We start from the raw sequence: 22151 nt of genomic DNA on the forward strand, positions 1-22151 counted from the left end.
ATGGCAGTCCGTGTTTATGCACCCGCATCGATTGGTAACGTGAGTGTCGGGTTTGATGTTTTGGGGGCAGCGGTGAGCCCTATCGACGGCAGTTTATTGGGTGATGTGGTAGAAGTGGCAGACGGTGGAAACCAGGCGTTTTCATTGCGCTGCCAAGGCCGATTTATCGATAAGCTGCCTGCGAACGAGCAGGATAATATCGTTTATCAAGCGTACTTGGCCTATGCCGAGGTACTTAAAACCCGTGACTTGGCGGTGAAGCCGGTGGCGATGGTGCTTGAAAAGAATATGCCGATTGGATCAGGACTTGGCTCCAGTGCATGCTCGATTGTCGCCGCGCTCGATGCGTTAAATCGCTTTCATGACCATGCGCTCGATGAGAGCCGCATGTTAGCGCTGATGGGAGAGATGGAAGCGTCCATTTCCGGTAGCTTACATTATGACAATGTCGCGCCGTGTTATTTGGGTGGCGTTCAGCTCATGCTGGAAAGCCAAGGGGTGATCAGTCAAGCGGTGCCGCACTTTGAAAACTGGTATTGGGTGATGGCGTATCCGGGCATCAAGGTGTCGACGGCAGAAGCACGTACCATCTTGCCCGCCCAGTACCGTCGGCAAGATGTGATCGCTCATGGTCGCTATATCGGCGGCTTTATTCACGCGTGCCACACACAACAGCCTAAATTGGCGGCGAGTTTAATTTGCGACGTGATTGCCGAGCCGTATCGGCAAAAACTGTTACCGGGATTTGCGGACGCTCGCGACTATGCCGCCAGTTGTGGTGCATTAGCCACAGGGATTTCGGGGTCAGGACCGACGCTGTTTAGCATTTGTGATGATCGACAGGTGGCAGAGCGGTTAGCGCAGTGGTTGCGAGAGCACTATGTACAAAATAATGATGGCTTTGTTCATGTATGTCGCATTGATGGACAGGGCGCAAAAGAAATAGGAAGTCAGGCATGAAGCTATACAACATCAAAGATCACAGTGAAACTGTGTCATTCTCGCAAGCTGTCCAGCAAGGGCTCGGTCGCGGGCAAGGGTTATTTTTTCCTGAGAGCTTGCCCTACTTTGACGATATCGAGGCATTACTGGCCATGCCTTTGGTGGCGCGCAGTAGCAAGATTTTATCTGCATTAATTGGTGATGAGCTGCCAAAAAGCCAAGTGAGTGAACTGGTTAGCAATGCGTTTAGCTTTGCTGCGCCACTTAAACAAGTGGATGACCATATTCATGCGCTAGAGCTTTTCCATGGTCCGACATTGGCCTTTAAAGACTTTGGTGGCCGTTTTATGGCGCAGTCGCTGGCAGCGGTATCGGATGGTAAAAAGATCACCATCCTCACGGCGACATCTGGGGATACCGGGGCGGCGGTTGCCCACGCCTTCTACGGTATTGATAATATCGACGTGGTCATCTTGTACCCGAAAGGCAAAATCAGTCCGCTGCAGGAAAAACTCTTTTGTACACTTGGCGGCAATATTCATACGGTCGCGATCAATGGCACTTTTGATGATTGCCAAAGCATGGTCAAGCAAGCCTTTGATGATAGCGAGCTGCGTCAGGCCATTGGCCTTAATTCAGCGAACTCCATTAACATTAGCCGCTTAATGGCCCAGATTTGTTACTACTTCGAGGCGGTGGCGCAGCTCCCTGCGCATAAACGCGATCAGGTGGTGATATCGGTGCCCAGTGGTAACTTTGGTAACCTTACCGCAGGGTTGCTTGCTAAAGCGATGGGACTGCCGATTAAGCGCTTTATTGCGGGTACCAATGCTAATGATACGGTGCCACGGTATCTCGATTCAGGCGAGTGGGCACCGCAGCAAACGGTCGCCACCTTGTCCAACGCGATGGATGTGAGTCAGCCCAACAACTGGCCACGTATCGAAGAGCTTTTCCGCCGTGAGCAGTGGAGGCTGAGTGAACTTGCCTCAGGGCGTGCTGACGATGAAGAAACGGCTGAGAGCTTAAAGTCGCTCTCTCAGGCCGGTTACTTGTGCGAGCCTCATGGTGCGATTGCATACCGATTGCTGGCGGAACAGCTTGAAGAAGGAGAAGAGGGGATCTTCTTGTGCACCGCCCATCCGGCCAAATTTAAAGAATCGGTTGACGCGATCCTCGGTAAAGATATTCCCCTACCTGGGCCGCTGGCGAAGCATGCGCAAATGACGTTGCTTTCACGCGAGCAAGAGCCTGATTTCCAAACGCTACGAGACTACTTGCTTGAAGTGAATGGTTAAGGCTTAGCCAGTTATCGCGATTATTAATACAACAACAGCCCGCGATTGCGGGCTGTTTTATTTGACACACACTCAGGTTTGCCTTGAACCGCTTCTTATAGGGAGCTGGTAAAGGTGCGGGTGATTACGTCACGCTGCTGCTCAGGCGTCAGTGAGTTAAAGCGTACCGCATAGCCAGAGACACGAATCGTTAGCTGTGGGTACTTCTCTGGGTGCTTAGCCGCATCTTCCAGTGTCTCACGCTTGAGTACGTTGACATTAAGGTGCTGACCGCCTTCGTTGACCGCTTGTGTTTCGATATTTACTTCGCGGTAATCGAATTCACCCAAAGAAGATAGGGCAACTTCCTGATCCGCTTCAAAGCCTTGTTTGGCACAGACACAGCGTGCTTGATCGGTGTCTTTATCGATCAACCAAATAGAATTAACGAGTTCATCATTGGCTGCTGAGGTTACTTGAATACCCGTGATCATGGCCTATCCCCTTTTATGATATTGACTTTTTATGATGTAAGATTTCATCATTTTGAGTGTCTATATATACCCTTTTTAGAGCGGGGTTTTATTGACCTAAATCAAGTTTATTGTGTTCTTAACGTTATGATATTTATCTTATATCAATCTTTGTTTATCTAATGCGGTTACTGTAGCACGCGCCCTTCCTCCCGACTAGCACTTGCGCAATACTTTGATGAAAATTGTAGTAATAAAATTACAAAAGAAAGCGGCGTGTGTGCGCAAAAAAGAGGCAAATTTGCACCACTTGTGCTCATTTTGCGGCTCATACTGTTCGGGATGTTGGCTAATGGTATGATTTTATTGCGTTTGTAAAGTTGGCATTAAAATTTCATTGTCTACGATGAATCCATAATGATGAGGAAAGCACCATGATTAAGCCAACCATGACTCGCGCGAGCTTACCGGCCCCCAACCGCGCGGTACAAGGCCGCTGTCAGCGTCATTACCACGCTCATACCGAACGAACAAAAGATCGTTCTACACACTGATTTTGCCAAGCTGCCTCGTTAGAATAGCGCCAATGTGATCAAAAGGAGCAACCATGACTCAGGCGCAAACGTGGCAGCAAGTGCTGGCTGATGAGAAACAACAAGCTTACTTTCGCGAAACCCTCGCCTATGTTGAACAAACACGTGCCAATGGCGTGACGGTTTTTCCACCGAAAGAAGATGTGTTTAACGCCTTTCGCTATACTGAGCTGGGCGACGTCAAGGTGGTGATTCTGGGCCAAGACCCGTATCACGGGCCGAACCAAGCTCACGGGCTGTGTTTTTCTGTGCGTCCAGGCGTGAAAACACCACCGTCATTGGTCAATATCTACAAAGAGCTTGCCACCGATATTGAAGGCTTTACGCCACCTTCTCACGGGTATTTAAAAAGCTGGGCAGAGCAAGGTGTGTTGTTGCTTAATACCGTGCTCACCGTGGAGCAAGGGAAGGCACACTCCCACGCCAAACTGGGATGGGAAACCTTCACGGATCGTGTCATTGAGGCGGTAAACCAACAATGCCAAGGTGTGGTGTTCTTATTATGGGGCGCGCACGCCCAGAAAAAAGGCAAAGCGATTGATCGTCAGCGCYATCATGTACTCACCGCGCCTCATCCGTCGCCACTGTCAGCGCATCGTGGCTTTTTTGGTTGTCAGCACTTTTCACAAACCAATGCGCTGTTGCAAGCGCAGGGGAAAATGCCCATTGATTGGCAGCCTTATCTCGAGACGGAGTAGGCGAAGTCGCTGATGGGGGATAAAAAAGGTGCTCGATGAGCACCTTTTAACAATCCTATGTTGAGGGTGAGTTAATCGAGGTCCAGTTGAGAGAAATCGCCAAAAATATCGATTTCTTCCAATTCTTTTTTTAGCCGCTGTTTGTCTTTCAGCGCTTCAATTTCTCTCCATTTACGTTTGACTGGTTTTGCGCGTCCGTTGCGTTGTGGCTTGTCTTGCTCGAATAGATCGTTAAAGGCAATGTTTTCCATAGTCACCTCTTTTTCACCTTGCGGTCAGTTTCTAAATACCACAGCTCCCCCTAACGTAAAATTGAAGTATTTCTCATTTGTGGCAGTCAGATGAAGTTTTTATGAGACTGCAATCACTGATTTTTAAAATCAGTGACTGTTGCCCCAGCCGTGATGGGTTTGAATTGACCTAGGCGGTGGTTCACGCGAAGATTGCGCCGCATCGCTATTATCCTTACTGAATCACGACGAGGGACAGTCCATTGAGCCTACTCACTTTTATTAATGATCTGATTTGGGGCTCGGTGCTCATTTATGTGCTCATCGGTGGCGGGATCTTTTTTACCTTAAAATTAGGGGGGATTCAGTTTCGTCACTTTTCTCATATGTTTTCGGTTATGCGTCATAGTCGACGTCGTGAGGGGAGCAGTATTTCGTCTTTCCAAGCCTTGTGTACCGGGCTTGCCGCGCGTGTTGGGACGGGCAATATGGCTGGGGTGGCGGTTGCCCTGTCATTGGGTGGCCCGGGGGCGATTTTTTGGATGTGGCTAATGGCATTCCTCGGCATGGCCACAGCGTTTGCCGAGAGCACGCTGGCACAAGTGTATAAAGTGCGGGATCCCGACGGCTATTTTCGCGGTGGTCCAGCCTATTACATGGAATATGGGTTAGGCATGCGTTGGATGGGCGTGCTTTTCTCGATATTGCTGATCCTGGCGTTTGGCTTGGTGTTTAATTCGGTGCAAGCTAACTCTATCTCACAAGCGGCACAGGTGGCATTTTCATGGCCGCCGGCCTATGTTGGTGCGGGATTGGTGCTGGTCAGCGGATTGATCATATATGGCGGGCTACGCCAAATCGCGCGCACGGCCGAAGTGATTGTGCCCGTGATGGCACTCCTGTATTTGTCGTTATCCGTGTATGTGGTCGTCACCCATCTTGAGCAGGTACCTGCGGTATTCATGCTGGTGGTAAAGAGCGCATTTGGCCTTCACGAAGCGGCATCGGGGGCATTGGGTTACACCTTGGCACAGGGCATGATTCAAGGCATCAAGCGCGGCTTGTTTTCGAATGAAGCTGGCATGGGGTCAGCGCCCAATGCTGCCGCTTCGGCGACGCCTTATCCGCCTCATCCTGTTTCGCAAGGCTATGTGCAAATGCTCGGCGTGTTTGTCGATACCTTGGTGATCTGCACCGCTACCGTAGCGATTATTCTGCTATCAGGTGAGTACATTCCCGGCGGCGAAATCACGGGAGTCGAGTTGACTCAGCGGGCGTTAAGCGCACAAGTGGGTGACTGGGGGGAGCAGTTTGTGGCCGTCGCGATTTTCTTCTTCGCCTTTACCTCTATTATTGCCAATTATTCGTATGCAGAAACTAACCTGTTGTTTATCAATCATCGTTGCCGTCCGGCGTTGCCGTACTTCCGTGCTTTAGTCCTGGGCATGGTCATGTTTGGGGCACTGGCGGAACTGCCGCTGGTATGGACCCTCGCGGATGCGTCTATGGGGATGATGGCACTGGTAAACATGATTGCGATTTTTTTGTTATCGGGCATCGTCAAGCGTTTGGCAAAGGATTATCACACTCAACGTTCATTGGGGCGACTGCCTGTGTTTGACAGTCGTCGTTTTCCTGATCTGCACAGTCAGCTTGATGATAAGGCATGGCCACTCCCCAAACGTTAGCCATCGGTCAGTGCGATGTGCGGTGGCGGGCGGTGGTTTTTTTATGCGGGAATGATAGGCTTAGCAAAGATATTTAATAAAAGGGCGAGCAACATGCTGATAGTGGTTTCTCCTGCAAAAACCTTGGATTATGAAACGCCATTGCCGACAGACCGTTATACCCAACCTCAGCTGACTGAACACTCAGAGGCGTTGATTGAGGTTTGCCGCCAGCTGACGCCGGCAGACATTGCCTCGCTGATGAAAGTCAGTGATAAAATCGCCAGTCTTAATGCTGTGCGTTTTTCTGAATGGTCTCCCTCTTTTACCCCAAATAATGCACGACCCGCCGCGCTTGCCTTTAAAGGGGATGTGTATACAGGGCTAGATGCCAATTCAATGTCTGAGCAAGACCTCGATTGGGCACAAGATCATTTTCGTATGTTATCCGGCTTGTATGGACTGTTGCGGCCGCTCGACTTGATGCAGCCCTACCGCTTAGAGATGGGCACCAAGTTGTCGACGCCACGCGGTGATAACCTCTATCAGTTCTGGGGAGATATCATCACAGAGGCACTGAATGATGACTTGGCAGCGCAAGGCAGTGAGCTATTGGTGAACCTTGCCTCTAATGAATACTTTAAAGCGGTTAACAAGAAAGTGCTTAACGGCGACATCATCACCCCGGTGTTTAAAGATTATAAAAACGGTCAATACAAGGTGATCAGCTTCTATGCCAAAAAAGCACGTGGCATGATGGCGCGTTATTTGATTGATCAGCGCGCGAGTTCAGTGGCAGACATTAAAGAGTTTAATGTGGCAGGCTATTATTTCAGTGAAGCGGACTCAAAAGGCAACGAGTTGGTATTTCTGCGCGACGAGCAATAAGTGTTGCCAGGTATAACAAGCAAGCATCCAAAAAGCCCCAGTCGGGGCTTTTTTCGTTTCTGGCACGAATCAGTGCAGGATCCGCGCGCGTATGGTGCCTTCGATAGCTTTTAGCTTTTTCAGTGCTTTGTAGGCATGGTCACTGTCTTCGACATCAATCACCACATAACCAATTTGCGACGATGTTTGTAAGTACTGTGCCGCGATATTAACGTTTTCGTCCGCGAACGTTGTATTGATTTTGGTCAGCACCCCGGGACGGTTGGCGTGTATATGCAGTAAGCGCGAGCGGCCTTGATGCTCTGGCAGTGATACTTCAGGGAAGTTGACGCACGACAGAGTCGAGCCATTGTCAGAATACTTAACCAACTTACTGGCGACTTCCAAGCCTATATTTTCCTGTGCTTCCTGCGTTGAGCCACCGATATGCGGTGTGAGTAGCGCATTATCAAACGCTTGTAGCGGAGAGCTGAATGCGTCTTTGTTGGTTTTTGGCTCAACTGGGAAAACATCGATCGCCGCACCGGCCAAATGCTTGCTTTCTAGCGCCCCGCATAGGGCATCGATATCGACCACGGTGCCGCGTGAGGCATTTATAAAGATTGCCCCTGGTTTCATGCGGGCAAAGGCCTCGGCATCAATCATATTCTGCGTACTTGGCGTCTCGGGGACATGGAGCGAGACAATATCACTGCGATTAAGCAGCTCTGTGAGCGAGTTAACTTGAATCGCGTTGCCTAACGAGAGTTTGTTGTCGACATCATAGTAATACACGCGCATCCCTAAGTTTTCCGCCAAGATGCTCAGCTGGGTACCGATATGGCCATAGCCAATAATGCCCAGTACCTTACCGCGCGCTTCAAAAGAGCGGTCAGCAGACTTTTGCCACTCGCCGCGATGCGCTTTAGCATTCTTTTCGGGGATCCCGCGTAGGAGCAGCAGGATCTCACCTAAAACCAGCTCTGCGACACTGCGGGTGTTGGAGAAAGGCGCGTTAAATACGGGGATCCCGCGCTTGGCCGCTGCATCAAGATCGACTTGGTTGGTGCCGATACAAAAGCAGCCAACCGCGACCAGCTTCTTCGCTTTTGCAAAGACAGCTTCCGTTAATTGGGTGCGAGAGCGTAGCCCTACAAAGTGTGCATCTTGGATAGCTTGTTCGAGATCCTCACCAGTGAGTGAGCCTTTGTGGTACTCGATGTTGGTATATCCGGCCTGCTTGAACGCTTCAACAGCAGTAGGATGGACGCCTTCGAGTAATAGGATTTTGATTTTATTCTTGTCCAGTGAATAGTGTGACATGCGGGCTGTTCTCTTCCTTAGAAACAATAATGGTAGCAATGTTGCGCCTGAGTGCCGGGGCGCATCGTACCTTATTCCCTCGCGTGGGTGGCGAAGAGGAGTGGCGGTTGATTGACCTGGTCATTAGCGTGATCTTTTACGTCAAAAGACCGCAGGGCAGGCGATGTGCCGGTATCAGAACAGTGACCAAGATAACAAAAATTCCCATAAGGGGTAAGAATTATCCGTTCTAGACCATAAAAAAAGCACCTTGAAAAAGGTGCTTTTAACTTATTGATTACATTGAGCGCAAACGTTTGGCTTTTTTGTTATTCCCCGTGGGGTGTAAGCATTTGATTTGCTGTGTTATGCACTCAGTTTGCCACTTTTTTCACGCCAGTGTCGGTACCGGTTAACACTATGTCTGCGCCGCGATTGGCAAACAGGCCAACCGTCACCACACCAGGAATCGCATTGATGGCGTCCTCTAACCCTTTGGGATCTTGGATTTTCATATTGTGTACGTCGAGGATCACGTTGCCATTGTCCGTGATCACACCTTGACGGTAACACGGGTCGCCCCCTAGCTTGAGCAATTCACGCGCGACATAAGAGCGTGCCATAGGGATCACTTCAACGGGAAGTGGAAACTCACCCAACACATCCACATGTTTGGTGTCGTCGATAATACAAACAAACTTGTCTGCGATTGCCGCGACGATTTTCTCACGCGTCAAGGCAGCACCACCGCCTTTAATCATATGATTGCGTGCATTGATCTCATCTGCACCATCAACATAGATATCTAAACTCGCCACTTCATTGGCGTCGAGTACCTCAATGCCCAAGGCTTTTAGTCGCTCGGTCGAGGCTTCTGAGCTAGACACCGCGCCTTTTATTTGCTCTTTAATTGGCTCGAGGGCATCAATAAAGTAGTTCACGGTCGACCCCGTTCCCACACCAATGATGCTGCCGGGTTTGACATATTCCACCGCGGCTTCGCCCGTGGCTTTTTTCTTTTCGTCTTGGGTCATGCTAACTCCTGAATCTAGGGGGATTGGGCGTGATTATAGCGAAGCCAATCGATGGCGTCAGGGTTTAGGTCGCGAAATACGCGTTGGCCATTGCCAATGTTGGCTGGGGGTCAATATATGGGGTAAAGGCACATCCCATTGCTCGGTCGGTAACGCGGGCCATTGCTGGCAATCATGCGCGAGCCCAACCGCGACCGCATCCGGTGCACATAACCCGAGTGTACGATCGTAGTAGCCTCCTCCCATGCCAAGGCGTTGTCCTTTTGCGTCAAACGCCACCAAAGGCGTGGCAATCACGTCGAGTTTTCTACTCGGTATCAAGGTGCGAATGTCGAGCTGGGGCTCAGCAATCCCATAACCATTAATCCGCATTGGGGTGGTCGGGGTGTAGTGGAGAAACAGTAAGTGACCACGGCTAAAGGGATGAATGACGGGCAAGTAGACATTTTTGTTCGCCCTCCAGCACGCCTCAATGACAGGCGTTGTATCTAGCTCGCCATCGAAAGAGAGGTACAGAGCAACGTTTGTAGATTGTTCAACATCAGCCAGTGCGATAAATCGTTTGGTCACCGCCTCTGCGGCGAACGTTTGTTGCTCAGGAGAGAGCTGACGACGTGCGTCACGGATGGCGTGTCGTATGTGTTGTCTAGGCTGCATAACTGTCCTTGATGCTAGCCAAAGGGTAGTGAAGAGGACCCCGGGGTGCCGTTGGGATCGATGGCCCTTGAACCCGCTGGTTCAAGGCGGGTGGGTAGTATAAACCGTAGGCTTCTCGGTGCATGCCGAGCTTGCTCAGTAGCTTATAACAACGCACCCTTAGTTTTGCTTATCGGCTCAGGGACGTAGATCCGCTGACAAACACCCCAGGGAATTGGGTTATTCTTGCGATCCTTGCGCTGCCATTGCTTTATCGAGTTGTGATGTCATCAGGGCGGTCCGTTGCGTTACCTGATCTTGCAGTGTCTCTAATGACTGTTTGGCATCATTTAATTCGTGGCAAACATTGAGAGCGGCAATGGCAATTAGCTGTTCTGTATTGCTTACTTTAGTGCGCTCAGCCAGCCGATGCAACCGTTGATCGAACTCGCTTGCTGCATCTTTAAGCGCTTGCTCTTGCCCGGGTGGACAATTGACGCGAACAAGACGATCTAGAATTTTAATTTCAACCGGTTGTGTGCTCATAGTCCYACGCTGGCTCCTCATACGGCCCGATTTGTCGAGGGCCCAGTACACAGTAATATGGCGCTATTCTAGCAATTATTCTGGTGAATACACTACATCGAAAACCATCTCCGCCACTGGTGCCGCGAATTTAATCAAAAAGTGGTATTCAAACGACGCATAGGTCTAACAATAACAACCCTTTAAGGGCGATAATATGACGGCAGTCGTGCCTATCATTCACTGAGTGTTTCAGCTTTTAGACAGAACTGTGAATTGGCTCGCTAAGAGGAAAGCCCCCCGCCGGTGTGGGTTGATCCTTGTCATCGTGATTGGCTGGTTGATGCCTTTACACTGTGCTTATCAACCAGCCACCCAACACGCAATGTACCGCGTGGCCGTTGCATCGGCGTGAGATCGTTTTTAATCGCAATGATTCAGCCCAGTGGTGTGAAATGCTAAACTAAGCCTCTTATTTTTGATGGCACAGCAAGGGGCAAGATTGTGACTGATACCCGTTTACCCGCTTATGCGACAACAGCAGACACACTGAGAGCTGATAGTTTGGCGGTAACGCCTGCAGAAATGCACGGTTTAATCGCTGGCATGCTCAGTGGCGGGTTAGAGCTGGAAGATGGTAGCTGGCTAACCATGCTTTATGATTACACCCATCAAGGGATGGGGTGGCCAACAGAGTCTAAGACACTTGCCATGCAAAGCTATCACCAGCTAAAAGCACAGCTTACCGGCAGTGATCTTGATTTAGAGATTTATGTCCCTGACGACGAACAATCCGGTGTCGTGGCTCGAGCCGAAGCACTGGTGGAGTGGATCAACGCGTTTTTAGCCGGAGTGGGATTGATCGGAACCAAAGGTCGCACCTTATCTAAGGATGTGACAGAAGCGTTGGGCGATCTTAAAGACGTGGCGCAGCTGGGTGTCGATGAAGATGGCGACATGCAAGAGCAAGCAGAGTTGCTTGAGCAGGTTGTCGAGCATGTGCGCGTGTGCAGCATGGTGGTGCATGCCGAACTTGGGGCGCGTCCGGACAGTGACGATACGCCTAAAACATTGCATTAATCTCAATGACGCGTTCAGATTGAGGCGTCAGTGACTCAGGGTGAGGAAAGAGTGGGATGAAAGCCTATGACATAGTGATCGCAGGCGGCGCAATGGCCGGGGCGACTGCCGCACTGGCCTTAGACACATTGAGTGGCGGCACACTGCGTATTGCCGTGGTCGAGGCGATGGTGCCCGATCATCGCGAGCACCCAGGTTACGATGCACGCAGTATCGCATTAGCACAAGGCAGTTGTGCAGCCTTTTCGAGCTTAGGGCTGTGGGACTCACTCGCCCCCTTTGGCACGCCGATTCAGCATATTCATGTGTCTGATCGTGGTCACGCCGGACAAACCCATATTGACGCACAGTCGCAGGGCGTGCCTTATCTTGGCCAAGTTATCGAGTTGGCGGATGCCGGAGCGGTGCTTCACCAAAAGTTGCAACACCGCGAGGCGATCGATGTGTTTTGCCCGGATGCCGTGATGGCGATTGAGCGAACGCCGGCGGCGGTAACGGTGCGATTAAAGCAGGGACAATCTTTAACTGCTTCGCTACTCATTGCGGCTGACGGTGGGCGCTCGTCTTGTTGCCAGCAGCTTAATATTCCGCGTCAGCAACACGATTTTGGCCAGGTGGCAGTGATTGCCAATGTATCAACCGCATTGCCTCATCAAGGCCACGCCTTTGAACGCTTTACTCAAACCGGCCCTGTGGCACTGTTACCCATGTCGCAAGGGCGTTGCTCGTTGGTGTGGTGTATGACAGCCGAGCAAGCAGAAGGGCTGATGCAAGTGAGTGATGATGCGTTTCTTCATCGCCTGCAGCAGGTGTTTGGCTGGCGTTTAGGCAAGTTGCTGCACGTTGGAGAGCGTCATGCGTATCCATTGACGCTTAACCAAGTGGTTCGCCCGGTGAGTCATCGTGTGGCCGTGGTGGGGAATGCGGCACAAAGCCTACACCCGATTGCCGGACAAGGCTTTAACCTTGGTTTGCGAGATGTGATGACGTTGGCTCACACGCTGACGGAGGCGGCATCGCGTGGTGATGATATCGGTGCGATGCCAACATTGATGGCGTACGCCAAACAACGAACACCAGACCGAGATGCCACAGTGGCATTGACATCAGGGTTGGTTCACCTCTTTTCCAATGATAGCCCGCTTCTGGCGGGGGCACGTAATGCCGGGTTAGGATTAATGTCAGCATTAGAGAGTATGAAACAACCGCTTGTGCAACGCACCATAGGATGGGTAGAACCGAGATGAAAATGATCAATGCCGATGTGGCCATTGTCGGTGGCGGCATGGTGGGGCTCACACTTGCCGCCTCTCTAGCCGACACGGATTTGCGGGTGGTGGTGATAGAAGGTAAAGCGCCGGAAACGACCTTAAACGACGTACCAGAGAACCGTGTCTCTGCCTTAAGCCGAGCGAGTGAAAACATACTGCGCACCCTGGATGTCTGGCCGGGCATCGCCTCACGGCGTGCGGCCAGTTACCAACAGATGCGGGTGTGGGAGAAAGACAGTTTTGCCGACATCCATTTTGATGCGCAGGCGTTTGGCCAGCAAAACCTCGGCCATATTGTTGAAAACCGTGTGATTCAGTTGGCTTTGCTCGATAAAGTGCAAACGCAAGACAATGTGACTGTGTTGATGCCAGCGCAATGCCAATCCATGCTGCAAGGAGAGAGCGAAACCTGGTTACAACTCGCGTCTGGGGGCGGCGTGACGGCGAAACTGGTCGTGGGGGCTGATGGAGCGCGATCCTGGGTGCGTGAGCAAGCCGACTTCCCCCTAGTACAGCGTGACTATGGTCATCATGCAGTGGTGGCGACGGTGCGCACGGTGGAGCCGCATCAGGGCGTTGCACGACAAGTATTTACACCGGACGGCCCCCTCGCTTTCTTGCCACTTTCAGACCCGCATTTATGTTCAATTGTTTGGTCTGTTCCCCCAGAACAAGCGACGGATTACGTCGCGATGGACTCAGCGTCCTTTAACCGTGCCTTAACCGCTGCGTTTGATGTGCAACTCGGCCTATGTGAGGTGGTGGGACCGCGGGCTAGCTATCCGCTTACCATGCGTTATGCCCAACACTTTGCGGCGCAGCGCCTGGCTCTGGTCGGTGATGCGGCGCACACCATCCATCCTCTGGCTGGGCAAGGGGTGAATCTGGGGATGCTCGACGCGGCCGCTTTGGCGCAAACACTGACGTCACTCGCCGACAAAGGGAAAGATATTGGCCATTACGCCGGCTTACGCCAGTATGAGCGTTGGCGTAAAGCGGAAGCGGTGCAGATGATTGCGGCGATGCAAGGATTCCGCAGCTTGTTCGCAGGCGATAATCCGATGAAAAAGCTCGTCCGTGGCGTGGGCATGCGTGCGGTCAATCATTTGCCCGGCGCCAAGCAGCCGTTTATGGCGCGGGCGTTAGGGTTGGAGGGGAACCTGCCTGATCTGGCAAAGCCTACGACGCGCACGACCACTTTTTGATGATTGCGTGATGGCTGAAATTGGCGAAAAACAGAGAATATGCTAAATAGCACAAAGACCATTGCCGAGTCGGCATGCGATCAGGTTGTGAGAGATGTTGAATGTACCGATTGACGGTGTGAGTTGTCATTGGGTGTAACAAGGAACAAGATTATGAGTGATATCCCATCTGAATTAAAATTTACCGCTACACACGAATGGGTTCGCCCTGAAGGGGAAGGCCTATTTACCATTGGCATTTCTGATCACGCCCAGGCCCTGCTGGGGGATATGGTGTTTATCGATTTGCCTGATGAAGATGACACTTTTGATGCGGGTGACGATTGTGCGGTTGCAGAGTCGGTAAAGGCGGCGTCGGATATCTATGCGCCCATTTCTGGTCAAGTCGTGGCTGTCAATGAAGAGCTAGATAGCGCCCCTGAACTGGTTAACAGCGACCCATACGGCGATGGTTGGTTGTTCCAGATTCAAGCGACAGATGAGTCTGAAATCGATAGCCTGCTCGATGCGCAAAGCTATGAAGAAACGTTAGGCGATCAAGACGCAGACTAAAGGGTCAGGGGGAAGCACGTATGCTATGCCTGTCCTTTTTATCTAAATAACAAACAGGGGCCCGTCTGACGAGCCCCTATTTGTATGGTACGGCGAAGTCAGTAAGCGGTCGGCAATGAGCCCGATTGTTCTGGCTCTCGAAGCCCGTCCTGATACACATCTCGAATCAACCCGTTAACTTCCTTCACGGTTCGGTAGTGACAGATGGTAGCGTGATCCGGTGCTTTTAACCAACCATTATCAAAATCAAATCGGCCTCTTCCTGCAATATAGACGCGACCCGAGAATAATCGTGTGACATGTTTGGCGACAAGCTTGGGGGAATAGCGATTAAAAACGCGCATAACCTCTTCTTATTGGTGTGAGTGGTTGTCACCCTATAGGGGTGTGAAAACGGCACCGATTGTGAAGTGGGTTTATGTCGCCGTGATGACACTGCCTAAAGAAATAATCACTTTATCCTTACCATAAATCCGCTTGGTTGAAGGGACTGTCCAGCATCCCCCAACCATGGCAGTCTTCACGAGGCGTTTCACCGAGCAGCTTATCGATCAAGTGATGAATGACTTCGCCGGTGTCGGCCCCCTCACTGTGCGTGAATGTTTCACTGACCCGTTGAGCAACGTAAGCAGGGTTAAGGCTCGACAGAGAGACGATGTTCATTAGGTTTCCTCTTGCGTGTGAGGCTGGGTAGATAACGCTTTCAGGGAAGCGACGCGCTTATCGACAATGGTGGTTATCTGGTCAATGAGCCACTGCATTTTGGGGTGACCGCTGGCTTGATGTCGCCATGCCAAGCCAATATCAAACCCTGGGACATCAATAGGGGGTGGGCTAAATGCCAGATGGTTAGCATCGTTAAAGGTATCAAGTCGCGCCATAAGCTCTGGCACGGTACACAGCAGTTGTCGCCCTTTTAGCAACTGCCTTACGGTTAAAAAGCGCTGCGATCCCATCACCACTTGTCGATGATAGCCTAGCGCTTCTAAACGCGTATCTATCGGGCTAGAAAGCTGGCCGTAAGTGCTCACCAAGGCGTGCGGCGTGGCGACAAAATCGGCCACGCTGATGGGGGCATCCAGTCCTGTACTTTGAGGGTCAAACAGACACACGTGTTGTTCGCGATATAATACCTGGCTGTCGAGAATATCGCTGTTTTCCGGGATCACGCCGATCACCGCGTCGACATCATCATTTTTAATCGCATCCAGACAGTGGCGACGATCGACTGGCCGTAAGCTAAGTTGTGCTAAAGGAAGTTGTTGGTTGAGGGTATCGAACAACGCCGGCGCGAAGATAAGCTCCGCGTAGTCGGTGAGTCCAAGGCGGATCTGACCATCAAAAAGGGCAGGTTCAAAAGCGGGCGGAGTCAGCACGTCCGTGGCGAGTGTGTCGAGTAGCGCCTCAATTTTAGGGGCGATATCGAGCGCGCGGGCGGTGGGCACCATTTGGTGTCCGCGCCGCTCAAAAAGGGGATCGTCGAGCATGGTACGCAGACGCGCCAAGCTGTGGCTCATGGCTGATTGACCCAGAGATAGGCGCTCTGCAGCCCCAGTCACACTGCGGGTTTCCATTAAAGTGGCAAAGGTCACCAACAAGTTGAGATCGTATTTCCGCCAGTATTTTTGCGCCATCCGTTGCGTGACTCCTACATCTAACCGTCTTGAACGCGGCATATGTCGCCGCGCAGAGGCTGGCAAAGTACGAGAAGATCTTTCACTCTCACCCATAATCCGGCGTGAGGATCACCGCTGCTAATGGTGACCGTTTCATAGCGCCAGATCTGCTCATCAAACACCAACGCCAGATCCGGTGACAGTCCCAATGGCGCGACAGTACCGCGCGCGTAGCCGGTTGTGCTTTGCACTTGTTGTGCACTGGCAAGCGTCATTCGTCGGCATCCCAGCAGCTGGCGGACTTTGGGCGGGCTCACTTGTTGGTCGCCTGGTACGCAGGCCACCGCATAACGCCCGCCCATATCGCGCAACACCATGGTTTTAAGCATCTGAGCAGGATCAATCCCCCGTTGTGAAGCGGTGTCTTCAATCGATTGGGTCGCGCGTGACTGCCACAGTATTTGGTAGCGAATATCGGCGCTATCGAGTGCGGCAGTCACGGGTGTTTGCCAATGAGGATCCGTGTGCACGGCTCAATCGTCGTCTTCGAGTGAATAGGGGAGTGGCTCACGGTGCCATGCATGTGAGGGAGACTCAGCCAGGCGGAAAGCGGTGTCGTCGTCCAGGTTATTTGGTAGTACGGCTAACACGCTCGCATTACCATTCACATCGCGATAGCCAGCAATAACTGTCCCGCCTGAACGCCAATTGTCGCCCACCGCGCGTTCGATTTTATCGCCTGCAACAGGTGTGTGCTCGGCTTGGCCGCTGAGTTTGTACATGGCACGCTTGTTCATGCCTCGATACTTGGCTCGCGCCACAGTTTCTTGGCCGGTGTAACAGCCTTTGGTGAAGCTGATCGCATCCAGCGCCTGAAGGTTTAACGATTGCGGGATAAATTCGCCGCTGGTGGCCTGCTCAATACGGGGTAATGCGGCATCAATATCCCACTTATCCCAATACTCATGGGTGAGCAAGGTCGCAGAGGCTTGATTGATAAGCGCTGTGGCGTTGGCCGCGTCAACCACCAGTAACCAGCGGTGTGGTTCAATGTATACGGCGGTGCCCGCTTGCCCTTGGCGAACGTCACCTTGCGGGCCAAAGTGATCGGCCACCCACTTGTCTGCCTGCGTGCCAATCACACCGAGCAACACGGCATCGACTTTTTCAAACGCAATCTTTGAAAAGATGGCGTATTTTTTTACCTCTTGAACTTGGGTGGCTTCAATCGAGGCCGGTTGCACCATGGCGAGCCCGTCTTGGTAATGGAAAAAACGCAGCACAGACCAGATTTTACCTTTTGGATCGCAATGAGCGGCAAGGGTCGATTTATCCTCTGCAAGGCTGGCAATGTCGCAAGTGAGCTGACCTTGTAAGTAGCTTTTTGTATCGTCGCCGCTCACTTTAGTGATTGCCCAGTTATCAAGAGCAACTATCGCCAGTTCAGGCTGTGGGTCACTGGGGTGTGTATCCGCAGGCTCAAAGGCCACGGTTTGATACCATTCGCTCATAACACTCACGCTCTCTGTTGAGAAAATATAGACTCTGTCCCGTATACTAATAGGGAGGATAAAGCTTGTCAGCCTTTGTATTGTAGGGCTATTACGGTGTCTTGCTGATTAACGCTAGAGAGCTCTCAGATTCACCGTTTGTTTTCCGGCAAAAGTAGTCGCCTGATGGCGGCATTGATAGTATGCAAGCACTGACATCATTGATAGAGGTAAGCAATGGTTAACACCGAGGATAAAGCGCGGATTCGTTGGGCATGTCGTCGTGGCATGTTAGAGCTGGATGTGTTGGTTATGCCTTATTTTGAAGCCTGCTACGACACGCTAAATGAACAAGAAAAGCAGGATTTTGTCGCATTTTTGGAAAGCGCAGATCCGGATTTGTTTGCGTGGTTGATGGGGCATGGTAAACCTGACGACCCCAAGATGAAGTCTGTTGTCGATAAGGTCGTCGCTTATAACCGCAGCAAGTTACGTACATAGTCACCTACAGTGCCCGCGTTATGTCACTGTCTGCCTGGTTTTGCTGGGAACGATGGTGACTTGGCTGGCCATGGCGCATGTTTCCCTTCCTTTAAGTGCTCGTGCTGTGCTAACCCTTTGGGCGGTGCGAGACTTGCGCTTTTTCCATGCTCACCTCATCGGTAGCGAGGGGCCTTTTCGCTTTTCCTCTGACGCTTGGGCTGTGATGCCCAATGGACAGTATCGAAAATTATCCTGTGTTTATGCGACCCCATGGCTGCTGGTGCTGACCTCTCGTGTGGATGCGCAATACGTGTATATTTGGCGTCATGGCCTTCCAGATTATCATTTTCGTCTGATTTATCGGCACTGCTGTCAGCAAGGTCGGGATATGATGTGACATATTTGTGACAAACTGATTGCGTGGCTTTACTTTTTCACTTTGTCACCGATATTCAAGGGGCACGGATAAAATCCAATCTGCTCAGATAATGCTGTAGGGTCGCTATGAATATTAAACAAAAACTTTTGTCACTCACCTTGATGTCGGTGTTGGCACTCCTCGCGGTGGCGGCGATTGCGTGGAAGGCGGAAACACGACTGCAAAAAATGCACAATCAGCTAACCACAGTCTCTGATCTTGAGGTGATATTGCTCAACTTACGCCGCAATGAGAAAGACTTTCTCGCGCGCATGGATCCTAAATACCTCTCCCGTTTTGATAATAATGTTGATGCGTTTAATCAGCTGCTGAGTGATTTCCGCGCCCGCAGTGCCTCTCTGGGGTTAGAGACCGCGACCATTGATAAAGTGAAAAGCGCGATGAAAGGATATGCTAGTGGGTTTCGTGATCTGGGTAAGGGCTACCAAACATTGGGGTTAACCCCTGAACAGGGGATCCGCGGACAAATGCAAAACGCGAGCAAGAAAATGGTGGCAGCGACCCAAAATGACATTGTACTGGAGAGTAGCGCTCGCCTGTTAGCCGCAGATGCCAAACTGTTTGTACAAAGCAGTAACCTTGACTACATCGATGAATATCAAAGCCAAATGCAAGAGCTTGAAGATTACCTTCGTGGTGACCTACTGGCGTTGTTTCAAGCGCATCAGACGCAAGTGGACCAAATTGTTGCCCAGAAAAAGACACTGGGGTTAGCGGCGGACAAAGGTTTGCTCGGACAAATTCGTGGCAAAACCCACCAAGTGGAAGAAATGTTTGATGTGCTAAGCCAAGAATATGAGCAGGCCATCGAGCAAGCATTGCGCCAAACCGTGACGTTTACCGGCTCGGCGGTATTAATACTGGCACTGATCATGACAGTGATTTCTTTATGGATGAACCGTGGCATTCAACAGCGTATTTACCGGTTCAGTGAGCAAATGGCTGCCATCACCAAGCAGCGGGATCTGACCCTGAGAGCGGATGAAAACGGGCGTGATGAGATCTCATTGATGGCTAAAGATGTCAATCAGATGCTCGCCAGTGTCCAGGCTATGGTGGTCGACGTGAGTCGCGCCATACAAGCGCTTAACCACAGTGCAGAGCAAGTTGAGTCGCGCACTGAAGCTACCGGGTCCGCATTGTCTACCCAGTTAGATGAAACTACCCATGCGGCGACCGCGATGAATGAGATGGAAAGTACGATTCGCGATATCGCGGGCAACACGGATCAGGCTGCGGAGAATGCGCGTACCAGTTTAAGTCGGGCCGAAAATGGACAAAAAGTGGTCGACGACACCAAGGCAATGATCATGACACTGGCAGAAACCCTCAGTAATACCAGCAACGAGGTGCTTGAACTAAGTAAGCTGTCTGAAACCATCGGTTCAGTATTAGATGTGATTAAAGATATTTCTGAGCAAACTAACTTGCTGGCGCTTAACGCGGCGATTGAAGCGGCGCGCGCCGGTGAGCAAGGGCGTGGCTTCGCGGTGGTCGCTGATGAGGTGCGTCAGCTAGCGACCCGTACTCGTGAGTCGACCGATGAAATTTCTGGCATTATCACCTCGTTACAAGAGCAAACCCAGTCGGTGTCTGAGCGTATGGAGCAAAGCCGAGAAGATGGGGAAACATCTGTGGGTAAAGTGGAAGCGGCCTCGCAAGAGCTATCGCAAATCATGGCAGATATGCAAAACATTATGGATATGAGCACCCACATTGCCACGGCGATTGAGCAACAAAGTTCGGTGGCGAAAGAAGTCAACCAAAACGTGCACAACATTCAAGATATCGCGCAAAACAGTACCGAACGCGCCAACCAGAACCGCGAAGCGGCACACAAGGTGGCCGAAGAAGCGGCGCACCTTGAGCGTGCAGTGAGCGAGTTTAAAAGCGAATAACCACGATGATATCCAGTAAAAAGGCCAGCCTCGTGAGGCTGGCCTTTATCGTTAAAGCAGCAGACGGCGCGAAACCCACTAGCAGGGCTGGTCCGGGGTTAACACGGTGGGACCGGATTGCTCGTTAGGCTCAGGGTAATCAATGGTGTAGTGAAGGCCTCGGCTTTCTTTGCGTTGCATGGCACAGCGAACCATGAGTTCTGCCACCTGTAAAAGGTTACGTAATTCCAACAGGTTGTTTGAGACCCGGAAATTCGCATAGTACTCATGTGTTTCTTGCTTGAGCAGCTCGATACGGCGTAGTGCTCGTTCTAACCGTTTGGTTGAGCGGACAATGCCCATGTAATCCCACATAAAAAGACGTAACTCATGCCAGTTGTGCTGGATCACCACTTCTTCGTCAGAACAAATGACCTGACTCTCATCCCAAGGGGGGAGTGCGGTATGGGGCTCGATATGGTCTGAGTGCGCTTTAATATGTTCAGCCGCTGACCACGCATACACCACACACTCTAGCAGCGAGTTAGAGGCCATACGGTTGGCCCCATGCAAGCCGGTGTAGCTTACTTCCCCAATCGCGTATAAGCCGGGCAAGTCTGTGGTGCCGTTTTTATCCACCATCACGCCACCACAGGTGTAGTGGGCGGCAGGGACAATAGGGATCGGCTCTTTGGTCAGATCGATGCCGTATTGTTTGAGCTTTTCGTAAATGGTGGGGAAGTGTTTGATCACAAAGTCAGGGTCTTTGTGGCTGATGTCGAGATACATGCAGTCGGCGCCAAGGCGCTTCATCTCGTAGTCAATCGCTCGGGCCACCACATCACGCGGGGCAAGCTCGCCGCGTGCGTCGAAGTCTGACATAAAGCGTGAGCCATCTGGGCGTTTTAAGTGTGCGCCTTCACCGCGTAACGCTTCCGTGAGCAAAAAGTTGCGCGCGTCTGGATGGTACAGGCACGTAGGATGAAACTGGTTGAATTCTAAGTTGGCGACGCGACAACCTGCCCGCCATGCCATGGCGATGCCATCACCGGATGACACATCGGGGTTAGAGGTGTATTGATACACCTTGGAAGCACCGCCAGTGGCGAGCACCACATAGTTAGTGCGCACGGTCTCAACCACTTCTTGGTTTCGGTTCCAGATGTAGGCCCCGAGCACGTGGTTAGCGCCACCCAATCCGACTTTTTTACGGGTGATGATATCCAGCGCATTGTGCCGTTCGAGCAGAGTGATATTTGGGTGCTGACGGACATTGTCTTGCAGAGAGTTTTGCACGGCCATCCCGGTGGCATCGGCGGTATGCAAGATACGGCGATGGCTATGGCCGCCTTCACGGGTTAAATGATATCGAGGGGTGTCGTCGTCGCTATCTTCTTGATCGAACGGAACACCGCCATCAATTAACCACTGTACGCAATCTTTAGCATTGCGAGCAATAAAGTCCACGACCTGGGTATCGCAGATACCTGCACCCGCGATTTGGGTATCTTCGACATGAGACTCGACCGAGTCTTGCTCGTCAAACACCGCGGCAATACCGCCCTGTGCGTAAAGCGTGGCCCCTTCGCTGAGCGGGCCTTTGCTCAATACAATCACCTTGTGGGTTGGCGCTAAGCGGAGCGCCAGTGACAAGCCAGCGGCACCACTGCCGATAACTAGCACGTCACATTGATGTTCCTGGGTTGTGGTCGTCATGATCCCTAATCCTCTTTCTGCGCACCCAATGTTACACCAATTTGACGTAGCTGCGCGCGGTAAGATCAAATCCCGTACCGCTTGGGTGAAAGTTTGCAACCATGGCATGGTTCGGGCGACAATGCCCTCAGTCAAAGAGACCGTCTTTGACCATTCCGTCACAGTAATGTGATTCAAC

At 51.5% G+C, this 22151-nt stretch carries 24 protein-coding genes and 1 other RNA gene; 12 read left to right on the forward strand and 13 right to left on the reverse strand.

Translation table 11 applies throughout. The annotated features are described in order from the left end of the window. Positions 1–960: a homoserine kinase gene (gene thrB / locus BZG13_RS00980; protein WP_077456580.1), complete on the forward strand. Its 960-nt coding sequence runs from the start codon at positions 1–3 to the stop codon at positions 958–960. Next, positions 957–2240: a threonine synthase gene (gene thrC, locus BZG13_RS00985; RefSeq protein WP_077484356.1), complete on the forward strand. Its 1284-nt coding sequence runs from the start codon at positions 957–959 to the stop codon at positions 2238–2240. Before thrB ends, thrC begins: the two co-directional genes overlap by 4 nt. A 95-nt stretch (positions 2241–2335) precedes the next feature. On the opposite strand, the gene grcA is transcribed toward thrC, so the two are convergent. After that, positions 2336–2713, reverse strand: a complete 378-nt coding sequence (gene grcA, locus BZG13_RS00990) for an autonomous glycyl radical cofactor GrcA (RefSeq protein ID WP_046074059.1) — start codon at positions 2711–2713, stop codon at positions 2336–2338. 586 nt (positions 2714–3299) lie between these two features. Between grcA and ung the strand changes: the two genes are divergently transcribed. Continuing rightward, positions 3300–3983, forward strand: coding sequence for a uracil-DNA glycosylase (gene ung / locus BZG13_RS00995; protein WP_077484358.1), 684 nt, complete (start codon positions 3300–3302; stop codon positions 3981–3983). A 71-nt stretch (positions 3984–4054) separates the two neighbouring features. On the opposite strand, the gene BZG13_RS01000 is transcribed toward ung, so the two are convergent. Continuing rightward, positions 4055–4234, reverse strand: coding sequence for a DUF3545 family protein (locus BZG13_RS01000; RefSeq protein WP_046074061.1), 180 nt, complete (start codon positions 4232–4234; stop codon positions 4055–4057). A gap of 242 nt (positions 4235–4476) precedes the next feature. Here BZG13_RS01000 and BZG13_RS01005 point away from each other — a divergent pair, with 242 nt between their 5' ends. Then, positions 4477–5901 carry an alanine/glycine:cation symporter family protein gene (locus BZG13_RS01005; protein ID WP_158011724.1) on the forward strand — a complete coding sequence of 475 codons (1425 nt, stop codon included), beginning with the start codon at positions 4477–4479 and terminating at the stop codon, positions 5899–5901. Positions 5902–5994: 93 nt separating this feature from the next. Further along, on the forward strand, positions 5995–6768 hold the full coding sequence (yaaA, locus tag BZG13_RS01010; RefSeq protein WP_077484360.1) for a peroxide stress protein YaaA: 774 nt from the start codon (positions 5995–5997) through the stop codon (positions 6766–6768). Positions 6769–6837: 69 nt separating this feature from the next. Here the strand turns inward: yaaA and serA are convergent, their stop codons facing one another. The 5 genes from serA to zapA form a co-directional block, all read right to left on the reverse strand. Beyond that, entirely contained in the window at positions 6838–8070 is a 1233-nt protein-coding gene (gene serA, locus BZG13_RS01015; protein ID WP_069363433.1) for a phosphoglycerate dehydrogenase, read from the reverse strand. 353 nt (positions 8071–8423) lie between these two features. Beyond that, positions 8424–9083, reverse strand: coding sequence for a ribose-5-phosphate isomerase RpiA (gene rpiA / locus BZG13_RS01020; protein ID WP_077458839.1), 660 nt, complete (start codon positions 9081–9083; stop codon positions 8424–8426). A gap of 57 nt (positions 9084–9140) precedes the next feature. Continuing rightward, positions 9141–9740 (reverse strand): 5-formyltetrahydrofolate cyclo-ligase, encoded by a 600-nt coding sequence (locus tag BZG13_RS01025; RefSeq protein ID WP_077484362.1) that lies wholly within the window; start codon positions 9738–9740, stop codon positions 9141–9143. Positions 9741–9773: 33 nt separating this feature from the next. Further along, a non-coding RNA gene (ssrS, locus tag BZG13_RS01030) (6S RNA) lies at positions 9774–9956 on the reverse strand. Between the two features lie 3 nt (positions 9957–9959). Then, positions 9960–10265: a cell division protein ZapA gene (gene zapA, locus BZG13_RS01035; protein WP_046074068.1), complete on the reverse strand. Its 306-nt coding sequence runs from the start codon at positions 10263–10265 to the stop codon at positions 9960–9962. A 483-nt stretch (positions 10266–10748) separates the two neighbouring features. Between zapA and BZG13_RS01040 the strand changes: the two genes are divergently transcribed. The 4 genes from BZG13_RS01040 (at position 10749) to gcvH (ending at position 14352) form a co-directional block, all read left to right on the forward strand. Beyond that, positions 10749–11324 carry a UPF0149 family protein gene (locus tag BZG13_RS01040; RefSeq protein WP_069363437.1) on the forward strand — a complete coding sequence of 192 codons (576 nt, stop codon included), beginning with the start codon at positions 10749–10751 and terminating at the stop codon, positions 11322–11324. Positions 11325–11380: 56 nt separating this feature from the next. Beyond that, positions 11381–12571, forward strand: coding sequence for a 2-octaprenyl-6-methoxyphenyl hydroxylase (gene ubiH / locus BZG13_RS01045; protein ID WP_077484364.1), 1191 nt, complete (start codon positions 11381–11383; stop codon positions 12569–12571). Then, entirely contained in the window at positions 12568–13800 is a 1233-nt protein-coding gene (locus tag BZG13_RS01050; protein ID WP_077484366.1) for an FAD-dependent 2-octaprenylphenol hydroxylase, read from the forward strand. Before ubiH ends, BZG13_RS01050 begins: the two co-directional genes overlap by 4 nt. Positions 13801–13962: 162 nt before the next feature. Further along, positions 13963–14352: a glycine cleavage system protein GcvH gene (gene gcvH / locus BZG13_RS01055; protein WP_321166657.1), complete on the forward strand. Its 390-nt coding sequence runs from the start codon at positions 13963–13965 to the stop codon at positions 14350–14352. Positions 14353–14450: 98 nt separating this feature from the next. Here gcvH and BZG13_RS01060 read toward each other — a convergent pair whose 3' ends face one another. The 5 genes from BZG13_RS01060 to ygfZ form a co-directional block, all read right to left on the reverse strand. Then, positions 14451–14696, reverse strand: a complete 246-nt coding sequence (locus BZG13_RS01060; RefSeq protein WP_077458833.1) for a DUF1107 domain-containing protein — start codon at positions 14694–14696, stop codon at positions 14451–14453. A gap of 118 nt (positions 14697–14814) precedes the next feature. After that, complete coding sequence (locus tag BZG13_RS01065; RefSeq protein WP_077484368.1) at positions 14815–15015, reverse strand: hypothetical protein; 201 nt, start codon at positions 15013–15015, stop codon at positions 14815–14817. After that, complete coding sequence (locus tag BZG13_RS01070; protein WP_077484371.1) at positions 15015–15986, reverse strand: LysR family transcriptional regulator; 972 nt, start codon at positions 15984–15986, stop codon at positions 15015–15017. Before BZG13_RS01070 ends, BZG13_RS01065 begins: the two co-directional genes overlap by 1 nt. A gap of 20 nt (positions 15987–16006) precedes the next feature. Next, a complete protein-coding gene (locus tag BZG13_RS01075; RefSeq protein WP_077484373.1) occupies positions 16007–16498 on the reverse strand; it encodes an aminoacyl-tRNA deacylase in 492 nt (163 codons plus the stop codon). Between the two features lie 3 nt (positions 16499–16501). Further along, complete coding sequence (gene ygfZ / locus BZG13_RS01080) at positions 16502–17479, reverse strand: tRNA-modifying protein YgfZ (protein ID WP_077484376.1); 978 nt, start codon at positions 17477–17479, stop codon at positions 16502–16504. A gap of 216 nt (positions 17480–17695) precedes the next feature. Here ygfZ and BZG13_RS01085 point away from each other — a divergent pair, with 216 nt between their 5' ends. The 3 genes from BZG13_RS01085 to BZG13_RS01095 all read left to right on the forward strand — a co-directional run bounded on the left by BZG13_RS01085 (position 17696) and on the right by BZG13_RS01095 (position 20278). Then, a complete protein-coding gene (locus tag BZG13_RS01085; protein WP_069363445.1) occupies positions 17696–17959 on the forward strand; it encodes an FAD assembly factor SdhE in 264 nt (87 codons plus the stop codon). 52 nt (positions 17960–18011) lie between these two features. Further along, positions 18012–18338: a hypothetical protein gene (locus BZG13_RS01090; protein ID WP_077484378.1), complete on the forward strand. Its 327-nt coding sequence runs from the start codon at positions 18012–18014 to the stop codon at positions 18336–18338. A gap of 107 nt (positions 18339–18445) precedes the next feature. After that, positions 18446–20278, forward strand: coding sequence for a methyl-accepting chemotaxis protein (locus BZG13_RS01095; RefSeq protein ID WP_077484380.1), 1833 nt, complete (start codon positions 18446–18448; stop codon positions 20276–20278). A gap of 78 nt (positions 20279–20356) precedes the next feature. Here BZG13_RS01095 and nadB read toward each other — a convergent pair whose 3' ends face one another. After that, positions 20357–21973 carry an L-aspartate oxidase gene (gene nadB / locus BZG13_RS01100; RefSeq protein ID WP_069363448.1) on the reverse strand — a complete coding sequence of 539 codons (1617 nt, stop codon included), beginning with the start codon at positions 21971–21973 and terminating at the stop codon, positions 20357–20359. Between the last annotated feature and the right edge of the window lie 178 nt (positions 21974–22151).

Source organism: Salinivibrio sp. ML323, assembly GCF_001995745.1.
GTDB lineage: Bacteria > Pseudomonadota > Gammaproteobacteria > Enterobacterales > Vibrionaceae > Salinivibrio > Salinivibrio kushneri.

Excerpts from the sequence above, each read along its gene's own strand:
- zapA (WP_046074068.1), bottom strand. The coding sequence starts at position 10,265 with ATGAGCACACAACCGGTTGAAATTAAAATTCTAGATCGTCTTGTTCGC.
- BZG13_RS01090 (WP_077484378.1), top strand. The coding sequence starts at position 18,012 with ATGGTGACTTGGCTGGCCATGGCGCATGTTTCCCTTCCTTTAAGTGCT.
- BZG13_RS01095 (WP_077484380.1), top strand. The coding sequence starts at position 18,446 with ATGAATATTAAACAAAAACTTTTGTCACTCACCTTGATGTCGGTGTTG.
- thrC (WP_077484356.1), top strand. The coding sequence starts at position 957 with ATGAAGCTATACAACATCAAAGATCACAGTGAAACTGTGTCATTCTCG.
- nadB (WP_069363448.1), bottom strand. The coding sequence starts at position 21,973 with ATGACGACCACAACCCAGGAACATCAATGTGACGTGCTAGTTATCGGC.
- BZG13_RS01070 (WP_077484371.1), bottom strand. The coding sequence starts at position 15,986 with ATGGCGCAAAAATACTGGCGGAAATACGATCTCAACTTGTTGGTGACC.
- BZG13_RS01000 (WP_046074061.1), bottom strand. The coding sequence starts at position 4,234 with ATGGAAAACATTGCCTTTAACGATCTATTCGAGCAAGACAAGCCACAA.
- BZG13_RS01025 (WP_077484362.1), bottom strand. The coding sequence starts at position 9,740 with ATGCAGCCTAGACAACACATACGACACGCCATCCGTGACGCACGTCGT.
- ygfZ (WP_077484376.1), bottom strand. The coding sequence starts at position 17,479 with ATGAGCGAATGGTATCAAACCGTGGCCTTTGAGCCTGCGGATACACAC.
- BZG13_RS01050 (WP_077484366.1), top strand. The coding sequence starts at position 12,568 with ATGAAAATGATCAATGCCGATGTGGCCATTGTCGGTGGCGGCATGGTG.
- BZG13_RS01065 (WP_077484368.1), bottom strand. The coding sequence starts at position 15,015 with ATGAACATCGTCTCTCTGTCGAGCCTTAACCCTGCTTACGTTGCTCAA.
- BZG13_RS01060 (WP_077458833.1), bottom strand. The coding sequence starts at position 14,696 with ATGCGCGTTTTTAATCGCTATTCCCCCAAGCTTGTCGCCAAACATGTC.
- thrB (WP_077456580.1), top strand. The coding sequence starts at position 1 with ATGGCAGTCCGTGTTTATGCACCCGCATCGATTGGTAACGTGAGTGTC.
- ubiH (WP_077484364.1), top strand. The coding sequence starts at position 11,381 with ATGAAAGCCTATGACATAGTGATCGCAGGCGGCGCAATGGCCGGGGCG.
- yaaA (WP_077484360.1), top strand. The coding sequence starts at position 5,995 with ATGCTGATAGTGGTTTCTCCTGCAAAAACCTTGGATTATGAAACGCCA.
- rpiA (WP_077458839.1), bottom strand. The coding sequence starts at position 9,083 with ATGACCCAAGACGAAAAGAAAAAAGCCACGGGCGAAGCCGCGGTGGAA.
- BZG13_RS01085 (WP_069363445.1), top strand. The coding sequence starts at position 17,696 with ATGGTTAACACCGAGGATAAAGCGCGGATTCGTTGGGCATGTCGTCGT.
- grcA (WP_046074059.1), bottom strand. The coding sequence starts at position 2,713 with ATGATCACGGGTATTCAAGTAACCTCAGCAGCCAATGATGAACTCGTT.
- serA (WP_069363433.1), bottom strand. The coding sequence starts at position 8,070 with ATGTCACACTATTCACTGGACAAGAATAAAATCAAAATCCTATTACTC.